Consider the following 5,704-nt stretch of genomic DNA (forward strand, 5'->3'; position numbering starts at 1 on the left):
AAACTCCCTATTACAGCTTAAAGGTTAAAACTTAATTATCATTACGAACAACGCAGCTTGTATAGTTATAATACCGAAATATCTTCAAACTTGCAAGTTTTATCATTCCCATGCAACAAAAAAATTTCATGCCACACATTAAGCTGGTGTAGCCAAATCAGTTACATGCCCAAAACGTCAGACGTCACTCTGGTTTACCGTCCCCCACTTTCATTGAAATCTTTTTAGGGGAATAACATAATTGGGTAAGTAAATATTAATAAATAGAATGTGCAAGATAGAATGGTGAGGGAATTGAAGTGTTTGCCTTGCGAAGATCATCGGATGTTGATCACTATAATATATTCTAAATACCATTTGCAAATACATGGAAGGAGTCTATAATATTAACTAATAGATTTGATTGGAGTGACTGGTTATGCTTTCAAACATTGGTTTTCCCGGTTTAATTTTAATCCTTCTTTTAGCTTTAATTGTTTTTGGACCGAACAAGCTGCCTCAAATCGGACGGGCAGTCGGCACCTCGCTAAGGGAATTTAAGGATGCAACCAAGGGAATAACAGAAGAAATACAAGAGGAATTCAAAGATGACGTACAAGCTGCAAAAAAGGAATCGATAAAATGAAAAAGACGCCTGCACGCAGCAGGCGTCTTTGATGCGTTTGTGGCGCAGAACCGTCAGGCCACATCCCGACGTTTAGCTAAAAGCTTGTTCTTCGACTTACACAAATTAGCTCATCGCTTTATTAATATAACATTAAACTTATATTTTATCAAGTGATTTATTGAGCAGCCTGTTAACGGCATCCAATGGGAAGTGATTTAAATCCCTGTTTATAGTTTGTTCATATTCTATAGACCGCTTTGGGGGTTTTTAGAAATATTCTATCGAGTTATTTATTAAAATACAAATTAGCCTATAGAGCTGATCTCAAAAACCGTTCAACTTCATTACAAGTTCATTGTCAATTGAGTCAATTGATCCGAGGAAACGGCCACTTGATTGAACGCTTCATTAATTTCCTCGAATATATCATTCAGCTCTGTCATTTCCTTGGTGATCTTAATATTCTGCTCTTTAACAGAAAGCATGGCCTTTGCTATATCAGTAAAAAATATGCCCGTTTCATTTCCTTGTTTTGTACCTTTAGTAATTTCCCCGCTAACCATGGAAATTGACGTGTTCATGACATTGGTAAAATGAGCGATTCCATTAATCAACTTCACTACTTCAGAAACCGAGTCCTTGGTATTTTCTGATAGCTTCCTTACCTCACCAGCCACAACCGCAAATCCTTTACCATTTTCACCAGCTCTTGCCGCTTCAATCGCTGCGTTCAACGCCAACAAATTCGTTTGCTCGGCAATTGAGGTGATGATCGTGACAATTCGTTCAATTTCCTTTGAAGTATTGGAAAGCTGCTCCATATCTTTTGAAATGATCGTCATTTGCTCCTGCGTTTTTACCAATCTTTTCTCTAATCCCTGTAACAGTTCGACTCCCTCATTTGACTTTCCCTCTGCATGTATGGCTATTTCTGACCCCTTTTGGGTGAAATCATGAATTTCCCCTACCTTACTTGCCATTAATTGAGTTGCTGAACTGGTCTCTTGACTGATTGCTGCCAATTCCTCTGCATTATGATTGACCTGTAGTTTAATCGTCTCTTTTTCTGCTAAGTTTTTTTGGCGAATCTTCTCATTTTCAAGTTCATATGCCTCTAAAACTATTTGCTGCTCTAAATTAAAAATTTTAGTGACAGCCAGAATGTTATCTTGATATTGCTCAATATTTTTTATGTTGGAAATCACATGAATGATCAATGATTGCAATAAATCCTGAAATGCACTCATATACCATTTTGGCTGAAGTCCAATTCGCACATGTACTTGTGCGATAATATAACGCTGTTTAATATATGCATCATCAATGGTTCCGCTAAACATTTCGAACATATGACGATGCAGTGTCTTTTTCAACCTATCAACAGAACCATTGTCCTTAATGATTTTTATTAAAGAGGGTTCATTTTCTAGATTTTTATAAAAATCCCCTACAATTTGTGTCAAATGTTCCTTCACTTGTTCCTGTAAAGAACGAATTATGCACAAATCCTCGATGGTCAAATGAATCATGTCCACTTGATTCAATACGCTCGGATAATCCCTGATATTGATACCGACGTGTTCTTTATATTGCATATAGTCTATAGAATCTATCTTTTGTTTATTTCTCCATATTCTTTTCATGATTGAATTGCCCCCCATTTTTTACCCCATATATACTATTTCGACATAAGTCTGTTTATCTTAATTCACTTCGAGAAATTTTCTTCTTTTACATAAGACTTATGAACGATATATGTCCAAACAAAAAAGACACTCCAGAGAGTGTCTCAGATCGTATACTTTTTTGAGAGAGTGTAGGATATGAACGTTGATTTCCACTTCAGGCACTCGCTTTCCGCGGGCGGTCCGGGAGCCTCCTCGGCGCTCTTTTCCCGCAGGAGTCTCGTACCTTCCGTTCCAATCAACTGGAATCTATTTTAAGAATAAACTGTAGGCTGGACTCATTTCGAACACTTGAATAAGACTAGTTTATATTTTTTGGTTTTTTACATCTCTATGAAACCCTCACAGGATTGAAGAAATTCGCGACACTCCTGCTGAATTTAACTGGCTAGCGAAAAAACAAAAATACATGAAGGATAACCAAGCTTTCATTTAAAATCTTGGTTCGGGGAGATAGCCTTCAGCCTTCCTAACCCCTTTAGTCGTCAAACTGAAACTCTCAAAAAGTGTTTTTTTCAATGATCATTTTCCTGCTGGTTAAGATTGGAATGCTTACGGGAATAAGCGAAGTAAATGACTACTCCGATAGCCATCCAGATGAAAAACCTTATCCATGTATGACTCCCTAGCTGAATCATCAAGAATACGCAAAAAACGATTGCCAGGCCAGGAACGAGCGGTACTGCCGGACAATAAAAAGCTCGTTTCATATCCGGTCTTGTTTTCCGTAAAACGATGACCGCTACGGAAATCATCGTAAAAGCAGTCAATGTTCCGATGTTGACCAACTCTGCCAATTCACCAAGAGGTATGAATGCTCCCAATACGGCCGCTATCATACCAAATATCCATGAAGCTGCATAAGGTGTTTTATATTTTTTATGAAGTTTTGATAAGGATTTTGGCATCAGCCCATCACGTGACATCGCAAACATGATTCGCGTTTGTCCATACAACATTACCAAAATCACCGTTGTCATTCCGAGGAAGGCACCTAGATCGATGATTCCTGCAACCCAATTTTGTCCTGCGCTTTGCAAGACCAAAGAAATCGGGTGATCAAGAGCCTTACTGAATTGTGCATACGGTACCACACCTGTCATGATTAAACTTACAAGCATATAAAGCACAACACAAATGACCAAAGATCCGAGGATTCCGCGTGGTAAATTCTTTCCTGGATTTCTTGTTTCTTCAGCAGCAGATGCAACTGCATCAAAGCCGATGAAGGCAAAGAACATTAATGCGGCAGTTGAAAATACTCCATCGATACCAAATGGCATGAAAGGCTGCCAGTTTTCCGGTTTCACATAATAGATAGAAGAAACGATGAACAACAACACTACCAACACTTTAATAACGACCATTATATTATTGATTCTGGTCGTTTGTTTCGTACCTATGGAAATCAAAAAGGTAATCGCCATGACTATCAAAAAGGCCGGCAAGTTCATATAAGTCGTGACACCTTCGACCGAACCTGGTGCTGCCGTCAATTTCTCTGGAAAGTTAATTCCGAATCCACTTAAAAATGATTGGAAATAGCCCGACCACCCAGCCGATACGGCACTAACAGCCAATAAGTATTCAAGAATTAAATCCCATCCGATTATCCAAGCGGCGAATTCACCTAAAGTTGCATAAGCATACGTATAAGTCGAACCGGATACCGGCACGGAAGCTGCAAATTCTGCATAAGAAAGTGCAGCGAATAAACAGGCAAGCCCAGCAATGACGAAAGATAATGAAAGTGCAGGACCAGCATTCACTGCACCAGTACCTGTTAATACAAATATGCCTGTCCCAATAATCGCTCCAATTCCTAGCATCGTTAAATCCCAAGCCCCTAGTTCCCGTTTCAATCCCTTACCGCCGGAACCGGCGTTTTTCAACAAGTCCTCAATGGACTTCTTCCTAAAAATACTCATGTTCTTTCCTCCGTAAATTTTATAAACTATTCTGAAAACTACAGACAAATAAATTCACTTTCATTTATATCGAAGAAATTTCGACAAATTTCTACAATTCCTGAATTGTCTGACTTTCAAATTATACGTATTACCCCTTCCTTCGTCAATGATTTATTATTGTAAAATTCTGTTTTTTGAATTTTATTTGGAAGGTAATCCTTAATATTCAACAGGAATATCAATATTTAACAAATAAGGATTAACAATTCATTATTTTAATATTAATAAAGTGCGCTACTTGTATAAGTTTCTAATATTTTTAATCCAATATAAGTTCATTCGTTATTTTTGTATAAGTATTATTATGAAATAATACTCCAATATTATCCTGATCATTCATGCACCAATAGTTTGACGGAATCAAAGTACATCACTATACTTATTAAGTCTTAAAAAAAGTACGGGAATTATGCTTAATAATTGAAGAAGGTGACATTCATGGATTTTGCAATTACCTATCTGTCTTTTTATTTAATCCAAGTCGAAGGAAAAGGCGATCAGGCTGATAAGCGTTTTAAACATTTCCAAACTCTTGATACAGAAGAATACGAAGAAAGTCCTCTAAAGGATTTTTTGGATGGGGAATTGATGAAGATTTCCAAACGGAAAGTCGACCGTCATCCAAAAACTGAACAAATACCAACGAAAATTGGTTCTTTTATTGTCGAAGAAGGACATGCACTTGATTCCAACCCTAATTACAATGTATTTAACCGTGTTCGATATGCAAAAACAAAACAGGAATTCCAAGAGGAAAATGAACAATTCACGCGGTCTTATATTGATACGAGTGCCGTCCGTGGCGGTGTCTTCATAATCGCATCGGCAAAATTAACGAAATATCTTGATGAACCATTCGTTTTCTTACTAAAATGTGATTTCGAGCCGAAAGTTGCTTCCATTTCGGATGAACGGACCTTGATTAGGCACGTTGAAATGGCAATCACCACTAAAAATATGAAATCCATCCAATACCCCTACATGCCCGAAGAAGGAATGGTCGAAGAAGGCGAACTGAAGATCCATCAGGCCTCACATGCCCGCTACTTCGAGGACTTCTTGAAATTCGTCGAATATGGCGAATCGATGCCGGAAATCATGAAAAACCAGGTCATCCATATGGTCCATGAACATGTATCCGCTCAATTCGAAGAAAACAGTGACGAACTGCAGAAATTCGAACAGGACCTGGAAATCTGGGAAACTAGTGAAAAGCGGGAAATTCAAGAACGCCTTGAAACGCACCAAGTCGTCGAAGCCACAGCCCAGATTGTCGAGCATACACCTGAAGCCGAAATGCGAATGAAGCTTGGCAGTACATCCGTCAAAGGACTATTAGCCGATTTTGGCGAAAGCATTCATTTAGGAAAGATTAATGGGAAGTATGTATTGATGATAGAATCCAATACAATAGAGTTCGATAAAGGCGTTTCGCCGATTGA

At 38.2% G+C, this 5,704-nt stretch carries 3 protein-coding genes and 2 pseudogenes; 2 read left to right on the forward strand and 3 right to left on the reverse strand.

What is annotated here, in order from left to right:
- The first annotated feature begins 418 nt into the window (after positions 1-418).
- Entirely contained in the window at positions 419-625 is a 207-nt protein-coding gene (gene tatA, locus ADA55_RS17090; RefSeq protein ID WP_048686086.1) for a twin-arginine translocase TatA/TatE family subunit, read from the forward strand.
- 326 nt (positions 626-951) lie between these two features.
- On the opposite strand, the pseudogene ADA55_RS31410 reads toward tatA, so the two are convergent.
- The 3 genes and pseudogenes from ADA55_RS31410 to ADA55_RS17100 form a co-directional block, all read right to left on the reverse strand.
- Positions 952-1,422, reverse strand: a pseudogene (locus ADA55_RS31410) (methyl-accepting chemotaxis protein); the annotation flags it as partial.
- A 288-nt stretch (positions 1,423-1,710) separates the two neighbouring features.
- Positions 1,711-2,268 (reverse strand): annotated as a pseudogene (locus ADA55_RS31415) (protoglobin domain-containing protein); the annotation flags it as partial.
- A gap of 539 nt (positions 2,269-2,807) precedes the next feature.
- Positions 2,808-4,220 carry an amino acid permease gene (locus ADA55_RS17100; protein WP_048686090.1) on the reverse strand — a complete coding sequence of 471 codons (1,413 nt, stop codon included), beginning with the start codon at positions 4,218-4,220 and terminating at the stop codon, positions 2,808-2,810.
- Positions 4,221-4,700: 480 nt separating this feature from the next.
- Between ADA55_RS17100 and ADA55_RS17105 the strand changes: the two genes are divergently transcribed.
- Positions 4,701-5,704, forward strand: a 1,004-nt coding sequence (locus ADA55_RS17105; protein WP_048686092.1) for a DUF3900 domain-containing protein, incomplete at its 3' end; no start/stop codon positions are given.

The organism is Bacillus sp. 220_BSPC (assembly GCF_001054655.1).
Lineage (GTDB): Bacteria > Bacillota > Bacilli > Bacillales > DSM-1321 > Peribacillus > Peribacillus frigoritolerans.